The sequence below is a fragment of the Agromyces bracchium genome (assembly GCF_009709675.1).
In the GTDB taxonomy this organism is placed as follows: Bacteria; Actinomycetota; Actinomycetes; order Actinomycetales; family Microbacteriaceae; genus Agromyces; species Agromyces bracchium.
Genome location: NZ_WMLB01000022.1, coordinates 159,798 through 177,228 on the forward strand (window position 1 = coordinate 159,798; position 17,431 = coordinate 177,228).

17 protein-coding genes are annotated in these 17,431 nt (G+C 73.8%); 7 read left to right on the forward strand and 10 right to left on the reverse strand.

The window, feature by feature from the left end; all coding sequences use genetic code 11:
- Positions 1–16 precede the first annotated feature (16 nt).
- A complete protein-coding gene (locus tag GJ743_RS09240) occupies positions 17–1,585 on the reverse strand; it encodes a succinic semialdehyde dehydrogenase (RefSeq protein WP_328288995.1) in 1,569 nt (522 codons plus the stop codon).
- Between the two features lie 74 nt (positions 1,586–1,659).
- Here GJ743_RS09240 and GJ743_RS09245 point away from each other — a divergent pair, with 74 nt between their 5' ends.
- Together GJ743_RS09245 and GJ743_RS09250 are read left to right on the forward strand one after the other, a co-directional pair.
- The gene (locus GJ743_RS09245) at positions 1,660–3,030 is read left to right on the forward strand and encodes an MFS transporter (protein ID WP_155051615.1); all 1,371 of its coding nucleotides are present in this window, start codon (positions 1,660–1,662) and stop codon (positions 3,028–3,030) included.
- Complete coding sequence (locus GJ743_RS09250) at positions 3,027–4,568, forward strand: pyridoxal phosphate-dependent decarboxylase family protein (protein ID WP_155051616.1); 1,542 nt, start codon at positions 3,027–3,029, stop codon at positions 4,566–4,568. The genes GJ743_RS09245 and GJ743_RS09250 overlap by 4 nt, the downstream gene beginning before the upstream one ends.
- 49 nt (positions 4,569–4,617) lie before the next feature.
- Here GJ743_RS09250 and GJ743_RS09255 read toward each other — a convergent pair whose 3' ends face one another.
- Genes GJ743_RS09255 through GJ743_RS09270 form a run of 4 tightly spaced genes read right to left on the reverse strand, consistent with a single transcriptional unit; the run spans position 4,618 to position 8,542 of the window.
- Complete coding sequence (locus GJ743_RS09255) at positions 4,618–5,526, reverse strand: hypothetical protein (protein ID WP_155051618.1); 909 nt, start codon at positions 5,524–5,526, stop codon at positions 4,618–4,620.
- Between the two features lie 5 nt (positions 5,527–5,531).
- A complete protein-coding gene (locus GJ743_RS09260; protein ID WP_155051620.1) occupies positions 5,532–6,707 on the reverse strand; it encodes an Mrp/NBP35 family ATP-binding protein in 1,176 nt (391 codons plus the stop codon).
- Positions 6,694–7,221, reverse strand: coding sequence for a DUF1003 domain-containing protein (locus GJ743_RS09265; protein WP_155051622.1), 528 nt, complete (start codon positions 7,219–7,221; stop codon positions 6,694–6,696). Before GJ743_RS09265 ends, GJ743_RS09260 begins: the two co-directional genes overlap by 14 nt.
- A complete protein-coding gene (locus GJ743_RS09270; protein WP_328288996.1) occupies positions 7,208–8,542 on the reverse strand; it encodes a magnesium transporter MgtE N-terminal domain-containing protein in 1,335 nt (444 codons plus the stop codon). The genes GJ743_RS09265 and GJ743_RS09270 overlap by 14 nt, the downstream gene beginning before the upstream one ends.
- 67 nt (positions 8,543–8,609) lie before the next feature.
- On the opposite strand from GJ743_RS09270, the gene GJ743_RS09275 reads away from it, so the two are divergent.
- The 3 genes from GJ743_RS09275 (at position 8,610) to GJ743_RS09285 (ending at position 10,641) form a co-directional block, all read left to right on the forward strand.
- Positions 8,610–9,317, forward strand: coding sequence for a general stress protein (locus GJ743_RS09275; protein ID WP_328288997.1), 708 nt, complete (start codon positions 8,610–8,612; stop codon positions 9,315–9,317).
- Positions 9,318–9,443: 126 nt separating this feature from the next.
- A complete protein-coding gene (locus GJ743_RS09280; protein WP_155051623.1) occupies positions 9,444–9,824 on the forward strand; it encodes a TIGR02611 family protein in 381 nt (126 codons plus the stop codon).
- A gap of 397 nt (positions 9,825–10,221) precedes the next feature.
- Positions 10,222–10,641: a hypothetical protein gene (locus GJ743_RS09285; RefSeq protein ID WP_155051625.1), complete on the forward strand. Its 420-nt coding sequence runs from the start codon at positions 10,222–10,224 to the stop codon at positions 10,639–10,641.
- A gap of 18 nt (positions 10,642–10,659) precedes the next feature.
- Here GJ743_RS09285 and GJ743_RS09290 read toward each other — a convergent pair whose 3' ends face one another.
- Positions 10,660–12,237, reverse strand: coding sequence for an aminopeptidase P family protein (locus GJ743_RS09290; RefSeq protein ID WP_230386667.1), 1,578 nt, complete (start codon positions 12,235–12,237; stop codon positions 10,660–10,662).
- 47 nt (positions 12,238–12,284) lie between these two features.
- Complete coding sequence (locus GJ743_RS09295; RefSeq protein WP_155051628.1) at positions 12,285–13,307, reverse strand: endonuclease/exonuclease/phosphatase family protein; 1,023 nt, start codon at positions 13,305–13,307, stop codon at positions 12,285–12,287.
- 105 nt (positions 13,308–13,412) lie between these two features.
- On the opposite strand from GJ743_RS09295, the gene GJ743_RS09300 reads away from it, so the two are divergent.
- A complete protein-coding gene (locus GJ743_RS09300; protein WP_155051630.1) occupies positions 13,413–14,279 on the forward strand; it encodes a PHP domain-containing protein in 867 nt (288 codons plus the stop codon).
- Positions 14,280–14,387: 108 nt separating this feature from the next.
- Here GJ743_RS09300 and GJ743_RS09305 read toward each other — a convergent pair whose 3' ends face one another.
- Entirely contained in the window at positions 14,388–15,899 is a 1,512-nt protein-coding gene (locus tag GJ743_RS09305) for a DEAD/DEAH box helicase (RefSeq protein ID WP_155051632.1), read from the reverse strand.
- Between the two features lie 148 nt (positions 15,900–16,047).
- On the opposite strand from GJ743_RS09305, the gene GJ743_RS09310 reads away from it, so the two are divergent.
- Positions 16,048–16,746 (forward strand): ferritin-like fold-containing protein, encoded by a 699-nt coding sequence (locus tag GJ743_RS09310; protein ID WP_155051633.1) that lies wholly within the window; start codon positions 16,048–16,050, stop codon positions 16,744–16,746.
- A 75-nt stretch (positions 16,747–16,821) separates the two neighbouring features.
- Here GJ743_RS09310 and GJ743_RS09315 read toward each other — a convergent pair whose 3' ends face one another.
- Together GJ743_RS09315 and GJ743_RS09320 are read right to left on the reverse strand one after the other, a co-directional pair.
- Positions 16,822–17,127, reverse strand: coding sequence for a hypothetical protein (locus tag GJ743_RS09315; protein ID WP_155051634.1), 306 nt, complete (start codon positions 17,125–17,127; stop codon positions 16,822–16,824).
- A complete protein-coding gene (locus GJ743_RS09320) occupies positions 17,127–17,351 on the reverse strand; it encodes a DUF3107 domain-containing protein (protein WP_328288998.1) in 225 nt (74 codons plus the stop codon). Before GJ743_RS09320 ends, GJ743_RS09315 begins: the two co-directional genes overlap by 1 nt.
- Between the last annotated feature and the right edge of the window lie 80 nt (positions 17,352–17,431).

Here is a 17,431-nt window from a genome sequence, read left to right on the forward strand (position 1 = left end):
CACCGGTCGGCCCGGGTCAGGCGCGACGGATGGCGCGGAGCACTCGTGCGAGCACGACCAGCAGGTCGCTGAGCCGCGCATAGTCGCGCCCGGTGTGCGGCAGCGGGATCACCCGCGTGTTCACCGACACCGTCACGGGGTCGACGAACCGGAGGAGCCCCTCGCGCCCGTTGCGGCGACCGATGCCCGACGCCTTGAGGCCGCCCATCGGCGCGTCGACGGAGCCGAAGCTCCCGCGGTACCCCTCGTTGACGTTGACGCTGCCGGCGTCGAGCTGGTCGGCGACGCGGAGCGCGCGGCGGGTCGAGCCGGCGAGCACCGACGCGTTCAGGCCGTACTCCGACGCGTTCGCCGCGAAGACCGCCTCGAGTTCGTCGTCGACGACGTGGAGCGAGGCGATCGCACCGAAGGTCTCCTCGTCGAGCGCGCGCATGCCGGGCGCGACGTCGGCGAGGACGGTCGGCTCGAACGCCCACGGCCCGATGTCGGGTCGCGCGTTCCCGCCGACGACGACCCGCGCGCCCTTCGCGAGGGCGTCGTCGAGGTGCCCGCGGATGCGGTCGAGTTGGGCCGCCGTGGCGAGGCTGCCGTAGTCGGCGTCGTGATCGAGGCCCGAGCCGATCCGCGGGTCGGCCAGGCGCGCGGCGAGCGCCGTGGTGAAGGCGTCCGCGACGCGCCGGTGCACGTAGATCCGCTCGACCGATACGCACAGCTGGCCCATCGACGAGAAGCACGCGTGCGCGGCATCCGCCGCCGCCTGCTCGACGTCGACGTCGTCGAGCACGATCAGCGCGTTCTTGCCGCCGAGTTCGAGGGAGGCGCCGACCAGCCGCCGGCCGGCCTTCTCGGCGATCCGGCGCCCGGTCGCGGTCGATCCGGTGAAGCAGATGTAGTCGGCCTCGTCGGTCAGGGCCTCGCCGACCTCGGCGGCCTCGCCCGCGACCACGGCCCAGACGGACTCGGGAAGCCCCGCGTCGATGAACGCGCGGCGGAGCGCCAGCACCGAGAGCGCGCCCTGGTCGTCGGCCTTCTGCACGACCGCGCACCCCGCGGCCAGCGCCGGGATCACGTCCATCGCGGCGAGGCTGATCGCGTAGTTCCACGGCGTGATGACGCCGACGACGCCCTTCGAGCGGTAGCGGATGCGCGTGGTCATCGCGACGGGGATTCCGGCGCGTCGGCGGCCGCCGCGCAGGACGCGCTGCGCGCGGAGCGCGTTCCACCTGGCGACCGAGAGCGCCTGGAACACCTCCTCGAACGCCTGGCCGCGCGTCTTGCCGCTCTCGAGCTGGGTCAGGTCGAGCAGTTCCTCGCGCCGGGCGACGATGAGGTCGTGTGCGCGGAGCAGGATCCTCCGACGCGCGGCGAACCCGGCCCGGGCCCACGCGACCTGCGCGAGCCGTGCGCGCGAGACCGCGCCGCGCACGTCGTCGGCGCTCGATCGCGGCAGCTTGACGAGCGTCTCGCCGGTCGCCGGGGTCGGAATCGCAGCGGTGCGGCCGGTCGTGGCGATCAGGTCTGCGGCGAGGGCGTCGCGCGCGGGGCTCGGGGCGACGGCCGGGGTTCGGGTGGCGGCGTTGGACACGCGGCAAGTCTAGGGGTGCGCAGACCGGGGGACCGTGTCCGGATCGGCCTCGCCGAGTGGGTATGCTTCCCCGCATGACTTCCCCGGAACGGCGGCTCTCCCGCGGCATCGTGGCCCGGTACGCCGTCGGCTCGATCGGCACCGGCGGGTTCGCGACGCTGCCCGGTCTCGTGCTCGTCTTCTACCTGACCGACACCCTCGGCGTCACGGCCCTGCTCGCCGGACTCGTCGTGACCGCGGCGAAGGTGTGGGACGTGCTGATCGATCCCTGGATCGGCGACCGGAGCGATCACGCCCTCGCGGTCGCCGGCACGCGCCGGACCTGGATGCGCGTCGGCGCGCTCGTGCTCCCGGTCGCCTTCGTCGTCACGTTCGCCGCGCCCGCCGCGCTGGGCCCGGTCGTCGCGGGTGCGTGGGTCATGGTCGCGTTCCTGGCGACGGCCACCGCGTTCAGCCTGTTCCAGGTGCCCTACATCGCCTTGCCGGCCGAGCTCACCGACGACTACGACGCGCGCACTCGGCTGCTCACCTGGCGTGTGGTCGTGCTGAGCCTCGCGATCCTCCTGTTCGGCGCGGGCGGCCCGATGCTGCGACGCGCGGGCGGCGACGACGAGGCGATCGGGTACCTGGTCATGGCCGTCGTCGCGGGCGTCGTGATCGGCGTCGGCATGCTCGTCGCCACGACCACGGCGCCGACCGGGATGGTCGTCGAGGAGCGGGCGCGACGCAGCCTCGCCGCCGGCTACGCCGAGGGGCTCGACGCGCTGCGCCGCAGCCGGCCGTTCCGCCTGCTGCTCGCCGGCTTCCTGCTCCAAGGCCTCGCGACGGGCGTCATGCTCGCCGGTGCCAACTACGTCGCCGTGTGGGTCCTCCACTCCGAGGATGCGCTGACATTCCTCTTCGTCGCCCTCATCGGCCCCGCCATCCTGTGCGCTCCGCTCTGGGGCCGGCTCGCACGCCGCATCGGCAAGGAGCGCTCGTTCGTCTTCGCGAGCGCCCTGTTCGCCGTGGCATCCGCCGCCCTCGTCGGCATGCTGTGGGCGCCGGGCGCCTGGGTGTACGCCCCGGTCGCGATCGCGGGCGCCGCGTACGCCGGCATGCAGTCGCTGCCGATGGCGATGCTCCCCGACGTCGTCGCACACGACGCGCGGACGAACGGACCGGGACGCGCCGGCACGTTCGGCGGGGTGTGGACCGCCGGCGAGACCACCGGGATGGCGCTCGGCGCGACACTGCTCACGATCGTGCTCGCCGCCACCGGCTACCTCGAGTCGGTCGGATCCGACGTGGTCGCGCAGCCCGACGCCGCGGTCGCGGGGATCGCGCTGAGCTTCAGCGTGCTGCCCGCACTGCTCGTGCTCCTCAGCCTCGTGCCGCTGCTGCGCTACCCGCTGCGGCGCACCGACATCGACACCCCCGTCCCCACCGAGGAGATCGCCCGATGAACGCCTTCGAACGCGAGCCCGACGAGGTGCTCGCGGAGCTCGCAGCGCTGCGCGAGGCCGACGCGCCGACCCACGGCGGTCGCGTGCTCTCGTACGTCTACGACTCGGGCCTCGCCGAGCTCGACGAGCTCGCCGCGCGCGCGGCCCGGCTCGTGCAGCCGGTCAACGGCCTCGACCCGACGACGTTCACCTCGGTCGCGGCGATGGAGGCGGGCGTCGTCGGCTTCGCGCGTCGGGTGTTCCACGGCGAGGCCGCGGGCGAGGCCGGCCCGGGCGCGCCCGCGCCGGGCGCCGAGGTCGTCGGCTCCGTCACGTCGGGCGGCACCGAGAGCTGCCTGCTGGCCGTGAAGACCGCGCGCGACGTCTGGCGCGAGGCGAACCACGGTGACGAGCGGATGCCGCGGCTCGTCGCCCCGACGACGGTGCACGCCGCGTTCCACAAGGCCGCGCACTACTTCGGGCTCGAGCTCGAGCTCGTGCCGGTCTCCGCGGACACCGGAGCGCCCGACGTGGCCGACGTCGTCGCGCGACTCGACGACGACGTGGCCCTCGTCGTGATGAGCGCGCCCTCGTACCCGTTCGCGACGCTCGACCCGATCGGCGAGGTCGCGTCGGCGACCGCCGAGCGCGGGATCGCCCTGCACGTGGACGCGTGCATCGGCGGGTTCGCGCTGGCCTTCCGTGACGGGCTCCCCGACTGGGACTTCCGCGTTCCCGGCGTGACGAGCCTGTCGGCCGACCTGCACAAGTACGGGTACGCGCCGAAGGGCGTCTCGGTGCTCCTGCAGCGCGGCCGCGACCGGCAGCGCCGGCAGTACTTCGCCACGACCGCGTGGCCCGGGTATCCGGTCGTCAACCCCACGATGGCCGGCTCGAAGCCCGCCGGTCCGCTCGCCGCGGCGTGGGCGATCGTGCAGGTGCTCGGCGAGCCCGGGTTCGCCGAGCTCACCGCCCGGGCGACCACGGCGACCGCGACGCTCCGCGAGGCGATCGACGGCATCGAGGGGCTCGAGGTCGTCGGAGATCCCGTCGGGCCGCTCCTCGCGGTCCGGTCCGATGCCTCCGTCCCGTCCGAGCGTCGGGTCGACCCGCACCACTGGGCGGATGCCGCGCGGGGCGCCGGCTGGCACCTGCAGCTGCAGCCGGGCATGTTCCAGTCCGACGGCACCGTGCTGCCGCACACGACGCACCTGACCGTCACCCCGGTCACCGACCACGTGGTCGGCGAGCTGGTTCCGGCGCTCGCCGCCGCGGCGGATGCCGTCCGCGGCGTGCCGGCGATCGACGGCGGCGCGCTCGTCGGCGGCCTCATCGACCGACTTCCGGGCGGGGCGACCGCGCTCGCCGCATCCTCCGGGCCCGACTCCGACACTGCGGCCGCGCTGCTCTCCGCCTTCGGCCTCCTCGGGGGCAAGGGAGCCGGTGGGGCCCTGCCCGAGCGGATGGCGCCGGTGCTCGCGCTCGTCGAGGCGCTGCCCGGGCCGCTCACCGAGCGGCTCCTCGTCGAACTGCTCGCGCGGGTCGTCGAGCCGCGCTGAGGGCCCGCGCTGGGCGGCCCGCGGCGCCGCTCGGCGCCGCGGCGGCGGCCTACAGCCCGCAGCGCTCGGCGTAGTAGCGGTACAGGTCGGCCTTGAGCTCGGCGCCCGAGGCGACCTCGAGGCGACCCTCGCGACCGTCGCCGGTCGCCACGGTGAACGGCAGGATGGTGCCGCGCTTGTCGTCGGCGAGCGCGTGCGCGTCGCACCGGGCCGGCCGGACCGCGAGCGCCGCCTCGACGGGTGCGTCGCCGGCGGCGACGTCGATCCCGAGCGGCCAGTCCTGGCCCTCCTCGTTGCCGATGAGCGTCGTCGCCGTCACGCCGTCGATCGAGAGGGTGCCGTCGCCGGATGCCACGGGCGCGACGGTCACGTCGATCCACGCGCGCTGGTCGGCGCCCGTGCCCATCGTGCGCAGGCGTTCGGGCAGCTCGATCGCGGCGACCGCGGCGACCGACTCGGCGAGGCAGTCGGCGTCGGCGATGCGCGCCATCGTGTCGAAGGGGTCGTCGGGCTCGATGCTGCCCTCGCGTTCGGTTCCGTCGGCCGCGACGACCCGCAGGTCGATCGAGACCGCGCTCGGGTCGCCGTCGCACACGCTGCCGGTGAGGTCGAGGCGGATGTCGATCGCGTCGCCCGTGCCGAGGTCGAACGGCTCGTCGCGGTCCATGCCCGGTTCGAGGGCGGGGGAGCTGACCGAGAGCGAGGTCACGGTGACCGGCTCGCCGGTGTTCTCGAGGTGCACGACGAGACGGCCCTGCGGCACGTCGAGTCGTCCCTGCTGCACCGCGACGGCGAGGCCGTCGGGCAGGTCGTCGCCGCCGCTGCCGGTGCCGCCGCCGTCGGCCGGCGCGCCGCACGCGGCGAGCACGCCGATCGCGAGTGCCGCGACGAGCAGGCCCGCGGGCCCGACGCGCGCGCGCCGCGTGGACCGGACGCTGGAGCGGGCGGCACGCGGCATCCGTCTCACCGCACCGAGACGTCGAGACGACGACCGGAGAGCGAACGCGGGCGGCCGGCGAGGAACGCCGCGACCTTCTCGATCCCACGCGCGGCCGGGTCGTCGGGCTCGGCGAGTACGACCGGCATCCCCTCGTCTCCGCCGCGCCGGAGCGCGACGCTGAGCGGCACCGCGGCGATGAGCGGCACCGGCTCGTCGACGCCGTCGGAGAGCCGTCGCGCGACTTCGGCGCCGCCGCCCGAGCCGAACAGGTCGAGGAGCGACCCGTCGGCCTGGGCGAAGCCCGCCATGTTCTCGATCACTCCGACCACGCGCTGGCCGGTCTGCCGGGCGACGAGACCCGAACGCTCGGCGACGTCGGCGGCGGCCGGCTGCGGGGTCGTCACGACGACGACCTCGGCGTTCGGCAGCAGCTGGCCGAGCGAGATCGCGACGTCGCCCGTGCCCGGCGGCAGGTCGACGAGCAGCACGTCGAGGTCGCCGAAGTACACGTCGGTGAGGAACTGCTGGAGCGTGCGGTGCAGCATCGGGCCGCGCCAGGCGACCGCGACCGACGAGCCCCGCCCGCCCGGCTCGGTCGGCTCGACGAACATGCCGATCGAGATGACCTTCACGCCGAAGGCGACGGGCGGCAGGATCATGTCGTCGACGCGGGTCGGGCGTGCGGCCGTGCCGTGCTCGTCGACGAGTCCGAGCAGGCCCGGAATCGAGAAGCCGTGGACGTCGGCATCGACGAGCCCCACCGAGAGGCCGCGCGCCGCGAGCGCGACCGCGAGGTTCGCGGTGAGCGTCGACTTGCCGACGCCGCCCTTGCCGCTCGTGACCGCGATCACGCGCGTGAGCGTGCCCGGGCCGAAGGGGTTGCCGCGCGCGGCCCGGCCGCCGCGGAGGCGCTCGGTGAGGGCTGCACGTTGCTCGGGCGTCATGACGCCGAGCTCGACGACGGCGTTGCCCTCGCCGACGACCTGCTCGGCCGCGGCGCGCACGTCGCGTTCGATGCGGTCGGACGCCGGGCAGCCGACGATCGTGAGGCGCACGCCGACCTCGACGCCCGCGTCGGTCGCGGTCACGCGATCGACCATGTCGAGCTCGGTGATCGGTCGACGGATCTCGGGATCGATGACGCCCTCGAGCGCGGTTCGGACGGCCCGCTCGACGTCGCCCGCGTCAGGACGGGGCATTCGCGGCGTCCTCCTCGTCGCGGCGGTCGAGCTCCTCCAGCACCTGCCGGAGCTCCTGGCGGATGAACTCCTTCGAGGCGAGGTCGCGCACCGCGAGCCGGAGCGCGACGACCTCGCGCGCGAGGTATTCGGTGTCGGCGAGGTTGCGCTCGGCACGCTGGCGGTCCTGCTCGATCTGCACGCGGTCGCGGTCGTCCTGGCGGTTCTGCGCGAGCAGGATCAGCGGGGCGGCGTAGGAGGCCTGCAGCGAGAGCACGAGGGTCAGCGCGATGAAGCCGAGCTCGACCGAGTCGAACCGCCAGGCCGGTGGCGCGAGCGTGTTCCAGAGGATCCAGAACGTCACGAAGAGCGTGAGGCCGAGCAGGAACCACGGGGTGCCCATGTTGCGCGCGACCCACTCGGTGAAACGACCGAAGCGGTCCCGGTCGCCGGAACGGCGCAGGGGCGGCGCCGATCGGCGTGCACCCTTCGGGGTGTCGAACCGACGGTCGTCGGCGGCGTCAGCGCGTGCCATCTCCTGCCCTCCTTCCGGGTGCGATCGGGATGCTGCCGGTGGCCAGCTGTGCGCGAGCCGTCGCGCGTCTGCTCACCTCCGATTCGTCCTCGGGATGACTCCTCCAGTCGTCGGGGAGCAGGTAGTCGAGCACGTCGTCGATCGTGACCACGCCGACGAGGCGGTGCTTCTCGTCGACGACCGGAACGGACACGAGGTCGTAGCTCGCGAGGATGCGGCTGACCTCGGCGGCGGAGGTCTCGGCGGTCACCGGCTCCAGCCCCTGGTCGATGAGCGAGCCGAGCCGCTCGTGCGGCGGGTAGCGGAGCATCCGCTGGAAGTGCACGATGCCGAGGAAACGGCCCGTCGGCGGCTCGTACGGCGGAAGTGTGACGCACACCGCCGCCCCGAGCGCGGGCGGCAGGTCGTGGCGGCGGATGAGGGCGAGGCCCTCGGCCACCGTGGCATCCGCCGACACGATGATCGGCTCGGTCGTCATGAGGCCGCCCGCCGTGTCGGGCCCGTAGGAGAGCAGGAACCGGACGTCCTCCGCCTCCTCGGGCTCCATGAGCTCGAGGAGGTGCTCGCCGCGCTCCTCGGGAAGCTGCGCGATGAGGTCGGCGGCGTCGTCGGGCGACATGTGGTCGAGCACGTCGGCCGCGCGGTCGTCGCCGAGCTTCGCGAGGATCTCGACCTGGTCGATCTCGGGCATCTCCTCCAGCACGTCGGCGAGCCGGTCGTCGGGGAGTTCGGCGGCGACCTCCTGCCGACGCTGCGGCGGCAGGTCGAGCAGGGTGTTCGCGAGGTCGGCGGGCTTCAGCTCGGAGTAGGTCGCGATGAGCTGCTCGGCCGACTGCGCCTCGCCGGCCTCCGTCGTCTCGCGCACCTCGCGCCAGGTCACGTACGCCGACGGGCCCTTCGCGAACGGCGACGCGCTCGTCTTCGGGCGCCGCACGAAGAGCTGGTCGACCTCCCACTCGCCGGGATCGCGCTCCTCGATCGCGACGTCCTCGATGCTCGCGGTGCCGGATCCGTCGTTGAAGCTCACCTTTCGGCCGAGCATCTCGGCGATGACGCGGACCTCGCCGCCGCGCTGTTCGAAGCGGCGCATGTTGATGAGCCCGGTCGTGATGATCTGGCCGCCGCCGATCGAGGTGACGCGGCCGATCGAGACGAACACGCGGCGTTTGCCGGGGATCTCGACGATGAGGCCGACGACCCGCGGCGGGTCGTCCTTTCGGTACACGACGAGCACGTCGCGCACCTTCCCGACGCGGTCGCCCGCGGGGTCGAACACGGCGCACCCGGCGAGTCGGGCGACGAAGACTCTCGTGGCGCTCACGCCTCCCAACTTACCCCGCGGGCCCGGCATCGGGCCGGGCGGCGGAGCCGCGTGGAAGAATGGCGGGGTGAGCACCCAGTCGCCGTTCGGCGGTCGCATCGGCCGCGCCTTCCCGACCCTGCCGAAGGGCGAGACGGTCGCGAGCTACGAGACCTACCAGGAGGCGCAGGCCGCGGTCGACCAGCTCGCGAAGGCCGAGTTCCCGGTCAAGGAGCTCTCGATCGTCGGCCACGACCTGACGAGCGTCGAGCGCATCACGGGCACCCTGAGCTGGGGTCGCACGGCGGCCGCGGGCGCGCTGTCGGGGGCGTGGTTCGGCACGTTCCTCGGCCTGTTGTTCTTCATCTTCTCGCCGTCGGGCACCTCGCTCGGCATCCTCGGCGCCGCGGTCCTCATCGGCGCCGGCTTCGGCATGATCTTCAGCCTCGTGTCGTACTCGATCAACCGCCGCCGTCGCGACTTCACGTCGGTCATGCAGGTGCTCGCCACTCGCTACGCGATCATCGCCGAGCCCGCGCACGTCGTACGGGCCCGCCAGGTGCTCGGCGTGACGGATGCCGCGGCGCCGCCCGCGCCGGTCGCGACGACGGTCGCCCGCCCGCCGGCCGCCCCGGCGCCGGAGGCGGGGGCGGATGCCCCGGCCGAGCCGCCCGCCTCGGACGGCGAGGCGCCGACTGAGCCCGAGGCGCGCGAGATCGACCCCTCGCGTCCGCTGACCTACGGCGAGGCGCAGGATGCCCGCCGCCGCGCGGCGCGCGAGCGCGGCGAGGAATAGCCCGCACCGCGGCGTGCGCACTGCGGCGTCCGCACCGCGCCGTCCGCACCGCGGCGTGCGCACCGGCGCCCGCTCCGGGAACGGACGCACCGGCGACTCCCAGCGTCGGCACCTAGCGTGACGACCATGCCCGGAACGACCCGTCCTGACCCCGACCGCACCCCGCTCGAGCGGACGGTGCGCGCCGAGATCGCCGCGGCCGAGCGGCCCGACCGGCCCGTGCGGCGGTGGCTCCGCGGCATCCGTCGCCGGATCGACCGCCATCCCCGCCTGCGGTTCGCTTACCGGACCGGCGTCGGCATCCTCGGCGGCGTGATCGCCGTCGCCGGCCTGGCGCTCGTACCGCTGCCGGGCCCGGGATGGCTCGTCGTCTTCCTCGGCCTCGCGATCCTCGGCACCGAGTTCGCCTGGGCGCGCCGCCTGGCGGCCTGGGTCAAGCGCATGCTCGACCGGTTCTGGGCCTGGTGGAAGGCGCGCCGCGCGGAGCGCGAGGCCCGCACGACCTGAACCGGCCGCATCGCTTCGCGGGATCAATGCATCTCGGGATCAGTGCATCGACCGCCCGGGGTCGGCAAGCTCGTGCGAAGGAACTGCTGCGCGAGGTGCTCGCACCCGTCGCGCCGCGACCGACCCGATCGACCGTCGGGCGGAGGGTGCGGTCGCTGAGACTCCTGAATCCAAGGACGAAGGCCAGGGCGTTCGAACGCCCTTGGATTCAGGAGTCGCGCGGAGGGGATCGCATCCACGGCAGGCGCCGGGTTCCGGATCACCCGACACGCTCGACGGTGAATGCGCCGGAACGTGATGAGTCTCGCGATTGCGACGCGCCTCGCGATGGCGACGCGCCTCGCGATGGCGACGCCTCGCGATTGCGATGCGCCTCGCTGGGCGGGATGATGCGGACGTGTCCCTACGCCGCATCTCCGTCGTCGTCCCCGTCGGGCTCGCGATCGCCCTCGGCCTCGCCGCCTGTGCGCCAACCGGGCCGGGGACCGGCGGCGGCGACGGCTACGCCGGCTTCCCTCCGGGGCACCGCCCTGAGGCGTTCGACGAGTCTCCGCGCGCGACCCTCCTCGACGACGGCACCGTGCTCGCGATCACGACGTGGGGGAGCTCCAGTTGCCACCGCGAGGTCGACCAGGTCGAGTGGGACGGCACGCTCGCTCGCGTCCACGTGGACCGCGCCGGCGGATTCGCCTGCACCGCCGACATGGCCGCGTACACGACCGAACTCGACGTGCCCGAGGCATCCGCGGGCCGGATCACCGAGGTCGAGCTGACCTACGAGGACTGGGACGGCGTCGACCGGCTCACCGTCGAGTGAGCCGATCGACGGGCCGGCTCAGCGGCGGGCGCCGCGCACCCAGGCCTCGACCTCGTCGGCCGTGCGGGGGATGCCCGCCGAGAGGTTCTCGGCGCCGTCGGCGGTCACGAGGATGTCGTCCTCGATGCGCACGCCGATGCCGCGGAACTCCTCGGGCACCGAGAGGTCGTCGGCCTGGAAGTAGAGGCCCGGCTCGATCGTGAAGACCATGCCCGGCTCGAGCACGCCGTCCATGTACATCGAGCGGCGCGCCTGCGCGCAGTCGTGCACGTCGAGGCCGAGGTGGTGGCTCGTGCCGTGCACCATGTACCGGCGGTGGAACTGGTTCTCGGGCTGGAGCGATTCCTCGGCCGAGACCGGGAGGAAGCCCCACTCGGCGGTGCGCTTCGCGATGACCTCCATCGCGGCGGCGTGGATCTCCCGGAACACCGCGCCGGGGCGCACGATGCGGAACGCGGCATCCGCCGCCTCGAGCACGGCCTCGTACACCTGGCGCTGGACGGGCGAGAACGTGCCGTTCACCGGGAACGTGCGCGTGATGTCGGCCGTGTAGTAGCTGTCCATCTCGACGCCCGCGTCGAGCAGCACCAGGTCGCCGGGGACGACGGCGCCGTCGTTGCGGGTCCAGTGCAGGATCGTCGCGTGCGGGCCGGCCGCGGCGATCGACGCGTAGCCGACGTCGTTGCCGTCGAGGCGAGCGCGGGTCGCGAAGACGCCCTCGATGACGCGCTCGCCGCGCACCTCGCTCGTGATGCGCGGCAGCTCGCCGAGCACCTCGGCGAAGCCGCGCTCGGTCGCGTCGACCGCGGCGCGGAGCTCGGCGACCTCGAAGTCGTCCTTCACGAGGCGCAGCTCGGAGAGCACGCGCGCGAAGTCGGCGTCGGGCTCGTGCTCGGCGTTCACCTCGAGGCTGAACGGCGCGTCGGACGCGTTCGTCGACAGTGCCTCCTCGGCGGCGAAGCGCAGGCGCGCGTGGTCGATGCGCTCGGTGATCGCGGCGTCGGCCTCGCGGACCACGAGCGTCGCGGTGTCGGTCGAGTTCACGACCGAGTCGAAGTCGGCGATGCCGCGCGTCGCGAGCTGCAGGTCGGCGGCGACGTGCGCGAGTGACGGGCGCGGGCCGATCCAGAACTCGCCGATCGCGGGGTTGGCGTAGAACTCCTCGCTGTCGCGCCCCGCGCGCTCACGGAAGTACACGGTCGCCTCGTGGCCGGCGTCGCCGGCCGGCTCGAGCACGAGCACGGCGCCCGGCTCGGAGTCGGAGCCCCAGCCGGTCAGGTGCGCGAACGCGGAGTGCGCCCGGAACGGGTAGTCGGTGTCGTTCGCGCGCTGCTTCATGTCGCCCGCGGGGATCACGAGCCGCTGCCCGGGGAACTCGGCGGAGACCTTCGCACGGCGGGCGGTCGCGTGCGCGGCCTGCGGGCGGGCCTCGGGGAGGCGTTCGTCGCGCTCGGCCCATCCGTTGCCGATGAAGTCCTTGAAGCCCTCGGACGCCGGCGTGGTCGAACGGTTCGCGTTCCGGCCGGTCTCCTCAGCGGTGGTCTCGTCGGTGGGGGCCTCGTGGGCCGTCGCGGTCGCGTCGCCGGTGTTCGTCATGGTCTCCATTCTCGCACCGCGCCGCCGACGCGCCGAGCCGCGGAGGATCAGCCGCCCACCCGCGAGAGGGTCGCCACGATCGGCCGGTGATCGCTGCCCGCGCCGTCGAGCGCGTCGAGCACCCGGAACGCCTCGACCGACCAGCCTGGAGTCGCGAGCACGTGGTCGATGGGGCTTCCGAGCAGCTCGGGCAGGCTCGTCGGCCAGGTGCCGAGGCCGCCCGCGCCGCCCGCGACCGCCGCATCGGCGCACCGGCCGAGGTCGCCGCCGTCGACGCCGCGACCGGCGAAGTGATCGACCGTCGCATTGAAGTCGCCCGCCATGATGACGTCGTCGCCCGCGCACTGCTCGGCCAGCCAGTCGAGGTCGCTGCGCCAGTTCCGCAGCTCCCACCGGATCGGCGCGACGGCGTGCACGGCGACGATCCGCGGGCCGTCGCCGCCCGCCGGCTCGGCGACGACGGTCGGCAGCGTGTTGGTGTTGCCGGGCGGGCCCGGCCACGGATCGTTCACGACGTCGTAGTCGCCGAGGTCGGGTGAGATGAGGATGGTCGTCGAGCGCGCCTTGGCGACCTCGTCGAAGGCCTGCGTGTGCACCCACATCGGGCGCCCGCCCTCGCGCATCGCGATCGCCACCTCCTCGCCGAGCGACTCGGTCGTTTCAGGGAGCACGACGACGTCGGCCTCCTGCTCGAGCGCGAGTCCCGCGATCGTCGACGCGTCGGGCACCTCGCCGAGCGTGTTCCACGAGAGCACGGTGACCGAATCGGATGCCGCGGCCGCGCCGCCGCCGCCGAGGCCGCGCAGCGCGAGCACGCCCAGGTTGCCGAGCGCGAACAGCACCAGGATCGCGGCCAGCGCCCCGATCAGGCGTCGCCCGGGCCCGAGGAGCAGGGCGATCGCGAGCACGGCGGCCAGCGCGCCCGCGCCGGCCGCGGCCACGCCCCGCAACGCGACGACGTGCGCGGCGATCCACTGGTCCTGCAGGCCGAACGCCTGCGGCCACAGCAGCGCCGACGCGACGGCGGCGGTGCCGAGCACGACGGCCCAGCCGAGGATGCGGGGGAGCATTCACCCCAGCGTAGGCGAGCGCGCGCGCACCGGGCGGAGCATCCACAGGGCGTCGGCTGGGAGTCTGCGGGGAAGCGGCTGACTAGGCGCGCCTACGATGGGCACATGGCCGACGCTCCGTTCGCCGTCGCAGCGGACCTGCACGCGCACACCACGGTCTCCGACGGCACGGACACGCCCGCGGAGCTCGTCGCCGCGGCATCCGCCGCCGGCCTCGACGCGCTCGCGATCACCGACCACGACTCGACCGCCGGGTGGAGCGAGGCGATCGACGCCGCACGTCGGCACCGCATCGGCCTGATCCCCGGCATCGAGCTCTCGACGCGCGAGCAGTTCACGAGCGTGCACGTGCTCGGCTACCTCATCGACCCGACCGACGAGGCGCTCCTCGCCGAGACCGCGCGCATCCGCGACTCGCGGCTCACCCGCGCCGAGGCGATCGTCCGGCGCATCGCCGCCGACTACGACCTCACGTGGGACGACGTGCTCGCGCAGACGAGCGACGGCGCCACGATCGGCCGCCCGCACATCGCCGATGCGCTCGTCGCGCGGGGCCACGCCTCGACGCGCTCCGACGCCTTCGCGGGCATCCTGCACTGGCGCTCGGGCTACGCGCAGCCGCACTACGCGCCCGACCCGCTCACCGGCATCCGCCTCATCCGGGCCGCGGGCGGCGTGCCCGTGCTCGCGCACCCGGGCACGCGCGGCGCCGAGGACGTGGTGCCCGATCGCCGGCTCGCCCGGTTCGCCGCATCGGGCCTGTTCGGCCTCGAGGTCGACCACCCCGAGAACACGGAGGCCGCGAAGCCGCGCCTGCGCGAGCTCGCACGCCGCCACGGGCTCGCGATCACGGGTTCGAGCGACTACCACGGGCGCGGCAAGGTCAACCGCCTCGGCCAGTACACGACCGCACCCGAGGTCGTCGCGCGCATCCTCGCGGAAGGGCGCGGGAGCGAGCCGTTCCTGCCGTGACGAGCCGCTGAGGCGGGCGAGACGCGGAACGGGCCGGATGCCTCGTGAGGAGGCATCCGGCCCGTTCCGACGTGTCGTGCGGCGGCTCGCGCTCGTGCGCGTGTCGCGTCAGGCGGTGGGCGCCGTCGACGGCGCTCCCGCCGCGCTGCCGCCCGAGCGACCGCCGCGGCGGCGACGGCGGCGACGCGGGGCCGCGTTGCCGTCGTGGTGCTCCTTGCCCTTGCCGTCGTGCGTGCCCGCGCCCGGCTCCTTCTCCTGAGCGGCGCCGGACTCCGCGGCGGCGGCGTCACCCGTCGCGGCGCCCTCGCCGACCGGCCGGCCCGAGCGCGTGCGACGGCGCGACCGCGAGCCGCGCTCGCCGGAGGCATCCACCCGCCCGCCGTTCTCATGGCGACCCGCGGTGCTCGACCGCGACGGTGCCGCCGTGGGCGCCGCGGGCTTCAGGCGGCCCTTCGTGCCCTCGGGGATGTCGAGGTCGGAATAGAGGTGCGGGCTCGACGAGTACGTCTCGGTCGGCTCGGGCTGGCCGAACTCGAGGGCGCGGTTGATGAGCGCCCACTTGTGCAGGTCGTCCCAGTCGACGAACGTGACGGCGATGCCCGTCTTGCCGGCGCGGCCGGTTCGGCCCGCGCGGTGCAGGTAGGTCTTCTCGTCGTCGGGGATCGTGTGGTTGATGACGTGCGTCACGTCGTCGACGTCGATGCCGCGCGCCGCGACATCCGTGGCGATGAGCACGTCCTTCTTGCCCGCCTTGAAGGCGGCCATGGCGCGCTCGCGCTGGTCCTGGTTGAGGTCGCCGTGCACCGCCGCGGCGTTGAAGCCGCGGTCGTTCAGCTCCTCCACGAGCTTGGCGGCGGCGCGCTTGGTGCGCGTGAAGATCACCGTCTTGCCACGGCCGTCGGCCTGGAGGATGCGGGAGATCACCTCGTCCTTGTCGAGCGAGTGCGCCCGGTAGATGAGGTGCTTGATGTTCGCCTGCGTCAGGCCCTCGTCGGGGTCGTTCGCGCGGATGTGGATCGGGCGGCTCATGAAGCGGCGCGCGAGCGCGACGATCGGGCCGGGCATGGTCGCCGAGAAGAGCATGGTGTGCCGGGTCGGCGGGGTCTGCGCGAAGAGCTTCTCGATGTCGGCGAGGAAGCCGAGGTCGAGCATCTTGTCGGCCTCGTCGAGCACCATCTCGGTGACGTTCTTCAGCGACAGCAGGCGCTGCGAGGCGAGGTCGAGCAGACGCCCGGGCGTGCCGACGACGATCTGGGCTCCGGCCTTGAGCTGCTCGATCTGCCCCTCGTAGGCCTTGCCGCCGTAGATCGACACGATCTTCGTGGGGCGGTTGGAGGTCGCTAGCTCCAGGTCTTCGGTGACCTGCACGCACAGCTCGCGCGTGGGCACCACGACGAGCGCCTTGACGCCCGGCTCGGGGTCGTCGCCGAGGCGCTGGATGAGCGGCAGGCCGAACCCGAAGGTCTTGCCCGTGCCGGTCTTCGCCTGGCCGATGATGTCCTGCCCGGTGAGGGCGAGGGGGATGGTCTGCTCCTGGATGGGGAAGGCATCGGCGATGCCCTTCCCGGCGAGGGCCTCGACGATGTCGGGCGCGATGCCGAGTTCGGTGAAGGTGGTCAAATGTCTGCCTGTCCGTGATGCGGAATTCGGGTGCGCCCAGTTCCGATCGACCGGCGCACGGCCGCGGTTCCATCGCCCGCGGCGGGTCCCAGCCTATCCGAGCGGGCTGCAAGGCCCCGGATATGCTGTGCTCGTGGTCAATTGGTCGATGTCGCGCCGTCCCCGTCCGGAGACCCCGAGGCTGCGTCCGCGGGTCGCGCCGACCGACCTCACCCGCGTCGACTTCACCGAGTTCACGCCCGATCCCGTGCCGTTCCTCGGCCAGGCCGCGTACATCCAGCTCGAGTTCTTCGAGAGCCTCGCGAAGGCCGTGGCGACCGCCCCCGACCTGGCGTCGAAGGAGGGGCTGAGCGCGGCGGCCGGCGTCGCCCTGCGCAAGCACCACGAGCTCATCGCCGAACTGCGCCGGCTCGGCGCCGACCCCGCCGAGGTCATGGCGCCGTTCGCCCCCGCGGCCGACCGGTTCCGCCAGGTCACCTCGGGCGCCGACTGGTTCGAGCTGCTGCTCGGCATCCACATCACGTCGGGGATGCTCGACGACTACTTCATCCGCCTCGCGGAGGGGCTCCCGCACGAGCTCCGCGCACGCGTGCGCGCCATCCTCGGCGAGTCGCGCTCGGCCGAGGTCATCGAGCGCGAGCTCGAGCGCGCGATCGCGGCCGACGCGACGCTCGACGACCGGCTCGCGCTGTGGGGTCGGAGCCTCGTCGGCGACACGCTCCTCATCGCGCGCTCCGCCGTGCGGGCGGCCGGCTCGGGCGAGCACGGCCCCGACGTCGAGCCGGTCTTCACCGAGCTCATCGCGTCGCACACGCGACGGATGGACGCGCTCGGGCTGACCGCCTGAGCGGGGCCCGGGCCTCGGGTCGCCGGGCCTGCGGCCCGCGAGTCGCTCGGTCGCGGCCCGCAGGCGCGCGGGCGGTCAGCCGCGCGCGAGGCCGAAGCGAGCGAGGTGCGCGAACGTCCGCGCGTCGTCCTCCTGCCGGCGACGGGCGAGCAGGTGGCCGGTTCCGGCCGCGGCGGCAGCGGATGCCACGAGCGAGATCACCCAGATCCATCCGCCGTCCCACGGCATGCCGAGCCAGGTCAGGGCGACCCACACGACCGCGGCGACGCCCGCGCCGACGGCCGGGACGAGCACGACGCCGCGGAACTCGCGGCGAGGCAGCGCGAAGTGGGCGGCGAGGCCGAGGATGGCGCCGCCCAGCGTGACGAAGAGCAGTTCCATCAGCCGACGAAGCCGATCTTGCGCGACTCCTCCGTGCCGATCTCGACGTACGCGAGCGCGGCGGCGGGCACCACGTAGACCGTGCCCTTCGCGTCGGTCAGGCGCAGCACGGGCGACTGCCCGCTGAGCGCCGCCGAGACGGCCTGCTCGACCTCCGCCGCCGTCAGCGAGGTCTCGAAGGAGAGCTCGCGGGGGGAGTTCTGGATGCCGATACGAAGGTCCACGGTGCGCCTTTCTGTCGTTGACACGACACTACGACACGCGGGGGTGCGAGCCGGACGCGTTCACTGTCGGCGGACACGGA

Excerpts from the sequence above, each read along its gene's own strand:
- GJ743_RS09245 (WP_155051615.1), top strand. The coding sequence starts at position 1,660 with ATGACTTCCCCGGAACGGCGGCTCTCCCGCGGCATCGTGGCCCGGTAC.
- GJ743_RS09250 (WP_155051616.1), top strand. The coding sequence starts at position 3,027 with ATGAACGCCTTCGAACGCGAGCCCGACGAGGTGCTCGCGGAGCTCGCA.
- GJ743_RS09255 (WP_155051618.1), bottom strand. The coding sequence starts at position 5,526 with ATGCCGCGTGCCGCCCGCTCCAGCGTCCGGTCCACGCGGCGCGCGCGC.
- GJ743_RS09260 (WP_155051620.1), bottom strand. The coding sequence starts at position 6,707 with ATGCCCCGTCCTGACGCGGGCGACGTCGAGCGGGCCGTCCGAACCGCG.
- GJ743_RS09265 (WP_155051622.1), bottom strand. The coding sequence starts at position 7,221 with ATGGCACGCGCTGACGCCGCCGACGACCGTCGGTTCGACACCCCGAAG.
- GJ743_RS09280 (WP_155051623.1), top strand. The coding sequence starts at position 9,444 with ATGCCCGGAACGACCCGTCCTGACCCCGACCGCACCCCGCTCGAGCGG.
- GJ743_RS09290 (WP_230386667.1), bottom strand. The coding sequence starts at position 12,237 with ATGACGAACACCGGCGACGCGACCGCGACGGCCCACGAGGCCCCCACC.
- GJ743_RS09295 (WP_155051628.1), bottom strand. The coding sequence starts at position 13,307 with ATGCTCCCCCGCATCCTCGGCTGGGCCGTCGTGCTCGGCACCGCCGCC.
- GJ743_RS09300 (WP_155051630.1), top strand. The coding sequence starts at position 13,413 with ATGGCCGACGCTCCGTTCGCCGTCGCAGCGGACCTGCACGCGCACACC.
- GJ743_RS09310 (WP_155051633.1), top strand. The coding sequence starts at position 16,048 with ATGTCGCGCCGTCCCCGTCCGGAGACCCCGAGGCTGCGTCCGCGGGTC.
- GJ743_RS09315 (WP_155051634.1), bottom strand. The coding sequence starts at position 17,127 with ATGGAACTGCTCTTCGTCACGCTGGGCGGCGCCATCCTCGGCCTCGCC.